General features: G+C 70.2%; 3 protein-coding genes. 1 reads left to right on the plus strand and 2 read right to left on the minus strand.

The features are described 5' to 3' along the window. Positions 1-464 (minus strand): S-layer homology domain-containing protein (locus tag OXK16_16450; protein ID MDE0377531.1); only part of this gene is annotated, 464 nt, incomplete at its 3' end. 208 nt (positions 465-672) lie between these two features. Between OXK16_16450 and OXK16_16455 the strand changes: the two genes are divergently transcribed. Next, the gene (locus tag OXK16_16455; protein ID MDE0377532.1) at positions 673-1,350 is read left to right on the plus strand and encodes a type 1 glutamine amidotransferase; all 678 of its coding nucleotides are present in this window, start codon (positions 673-675) and stop codon (positions 1,348-1,350) included. A gap of 48 nt (positions 1,351-1,398) precedes the next feature. Here OXK16_16455 and OXK16_16460 read toward each other — a convergent pair. Then, positions 1,399-3,089, minus strand: a 1,691-nt coding sequence (locus OXK16_16460) for an MMPL family transporter (GenBank protein MDE0377533.1), incomplete at its 5' end; no start/stop codon positions are given.

A 3,089-nucleotide genomic window follows, 5' to 3' on the forward strand; every position in this document is an offset into this window, starting at 1 on the left:
ACCAGGAAGCTGGCCATCTCGGCCCGGGTTACGGTCCCGTCCGGGCAATAGCGGAGAAGCGGTTCAGTTCTGCATCCCTTGGTGATTCCCCGGTCGGCGAGTTCCTCCACGTAGGGGGACCACCACGAGGCGGCGTCGACGTCCGCGAAGCGGGAGGACCCGGTCGTGGTGACCTCGCCACCGAGCGCCCGGATCAGCCAGACGGCCATCACCCACCGCTTCATCGGGTCGCCGGGACAGAAGAGGCCGTCCTCGCAAAGGGTGTCCTCGAACAGGCCCATCTCCGCGAGGGCGTTGATGGCAGGCTCGCGCACGTCGCCCTCCGGCACGTCGGAGAACCCCCCGGCGGCATCGGTGGTGGCCGGCGCCGGGGCAGTCACGGCGACCACCAGCGCGAGCGCGACCAACCCCACCAGGGCCGGCCGGCGCCGGCTGAGGGAGGCGGAACGCTCGGCTGCTGTCACTGATTCTCCCCGGTCTTCGGGACCCGGCTCATGATACTTCCCACCGGCCCCAATTGACCCATGGGCGAATAATGGCAGGTCTCGAATCACAGGGCGCATGACGCCTCCGAGGCTCCGTGACCGCCGATCCCGGCTCCTGCCGGGTGCAACCATCGGTCCTGACTCTCCACGGCGGCGCGATAGACTCCGGCCGATGGGGAGGATGGTCGTGATCAGGCACACCCACGAGTCCCTGGGCAGGCTGGCCGAGCGCCTGGAGCATGCCGGGATGGAGTGGGAGGAGATCATTGTGATCGACGGGGACCCGCTCCCGCCGGCCGACGACGTGGACGTCCTGGTGATGACGGGCGGCCGCATGGGCGCCTACGACACGGAAGAGTTTCCCTACCTGGTCGACGAGATGCGCCTGGTGCGCGAGCTGGTGGTGCGGGACGTTCCCGTGCTGGTGATATGCCTCGGCGCGCAACTGCTGGCCGCCGCACTGGGGGGTAAGGCCTATCTGGCCGACCGTCCCGAGGTCGGCGCGGTCCCGGTGAAGCTCACCGAAGCCGGTTACCAACACCCGGTGGTGTCGAAGGTGGCCGGACGGAGGGTGTTCGAGATGCACCAGGACACGTTCGACCTGCCTCCCGGCAGCGTGCTGCTGGCCCGGTCCGACCGGTATCCCCAAGCCTTCGAACTGGGGTCGGCGCTGGCCATCCAGTTCCATCCCGAGGCCCACAACTCCGCGGCCAACAAGTGGGCCAACCACGGCGCCCGCTGGATGGTGGAGCGGGCGGGCAGCAACCCCGAGGAGTTCACAGCCGGCATGGAGGACGCCCGGGCGGAGCTGAACGAGGGTTCCTACCAGCTGTTCGACGCGTGGATCGCCGGCCTGGGCGAGTAAGGGGAGAAAACGCCCTGCCCGATAGGCCGATCCGGCGGGACGCTGCCGTCAGGAGGTGATCCGGGAGGGCCACCAGTTCCACCGGCCCAGCAGGGAGACCACGGCCGGAACTATCAGGGTGCGGGTGATGAAGGTGTCCATCAGCACCCCGATCGCCACCCCGAACCCGAGCTGCAGCAGGTCCTGGAGGGGCAGGGTCATCAGCGCGGAGAAGGTGCCGGCGAGGATGAGGCCCGCAGACGTGATGACCGGCCCGGTGCGCGCCAGCGCATGGCGGGTCGCCTCTTTGAGCGGGGCTGTCCGGGCCTCCTCGCGGATCCGCGACATGAGGTAGATGTTGTAGTCCACGCTCAGCGCGTTGAGGAACACGAAGAGGAAGAACGGGACGGCGGGACCCAGCCCGGTGTGGCCGGCCAGGACGATGAACACCACCACCACGAGCCCGAGCGTCGCGAAGTAGGTGAAGGCGATCGTCACCATCAGGTAGAGCGGGGCGATCAGCGAGCGCAGCAGCAGGGCCAGGACCACGCCGATGGCCAGGAGGATCAGGGGAAGCACGACCACCGAATCCCTGTTGCCCGCCGTGCGGGTGTCGTAGGCCTCGGCCGTGTCCCCGCCCACCAGCACGCTCCCGGCGGCCAGGCCCAGGGCCGAAGCCTGCTGGCGGGCGAGGGCCCGCAACTCGGGCACCGCATCCAGGGCCTCCCCGGAGAAGGGTTCCTCCACGAGCACCACGTCGATGCGGCCCGCTCCCCCGTCGGCGGAGACGAACCGGCGACCGCTCCCCTCCGGCAGTCGGGAGATGTCCGGCCCCCGTATGCCCAGCGGCCTGCTCGGACCGGAGACGTCGGCCACGGCCGGGTGGCCGGCGAGTTCCAGCGTGAGGACGTCCAGCTGCTCGAGGACGGCAGGATCGAGGGCGCCGGCGCCCGGGGGCAGGGAGACGTACACCTGGGTGGGAGAGAGCTCGCCGGCCGGGAACCCGCCCCGCAACAGTTCGAAGCTGCGGACCGACTCCGTGTTCGACGGCAGCCGGTCGAGCTGGTCGTAGTTGGCCCGGAACGGGACCAGGCCCGCCACCAGCACAGCCAGGCCCACCCCCGTCACGACCAGGGTCAGGACCGGCCTGCCCAGAACGACCCCGCCGATCCGGCCGTAGACGCTGCGCCGCCAGTCTGTCCGCTCCGTGGCGCCGGCCTGCAGGCGGGGCTGGGCGGGCCAGAAGGCGCGCCGGCCGAAGATGGTGAGCGCCGCCGGGATGAGGGTCAGGGCAGCCAGCATCATCAGCGCCACCGCCAGCGCGATGATGGGGCCGAGCGCCTGGTAGGAGCGCAGCGTGGCGAGCCCGAGCGCCGCGCAGGCGACCAGGATCGTCGCCCCGGCCGAGGCGACCGCGCCGCCGACGCCGCGCATGGTCAGCCTCATCGCCTCGTGGCGGTCGTCATGGCGCGTCAGCTCCTCCCGGAAACGCGCCGAGACGAACAGCACGTAGTCGGTGCCGGTGCCGAAGAGGACCACGGTCATGATGCCGGTCGTCTGCCCGGAGATCGGGATCCCGAAGCGGAGGGCGTACCAGGCCGCTATGGCCCCGGCCATCTGGAAGACCAGCCCCACCCCCAGCAGCGGGATCGCAGCCATGATCGGGGAGCGGTAGATGATCACCAGCAGCACCAGCACCAGCAGGACGGTCACCACCAGGAGCAGCGTGTCGATCTGCGTGAACACCCCGACCAGGTCGA

The organism is bacterium, assembly GCA_028821235.1.
In the GTDB taxonomy this organism is placed as follows: Bacteria; Actinomycetota; Acidimicrobiia; order Spongiisociales; family Spongiisociaceae; genus Spongiisocius.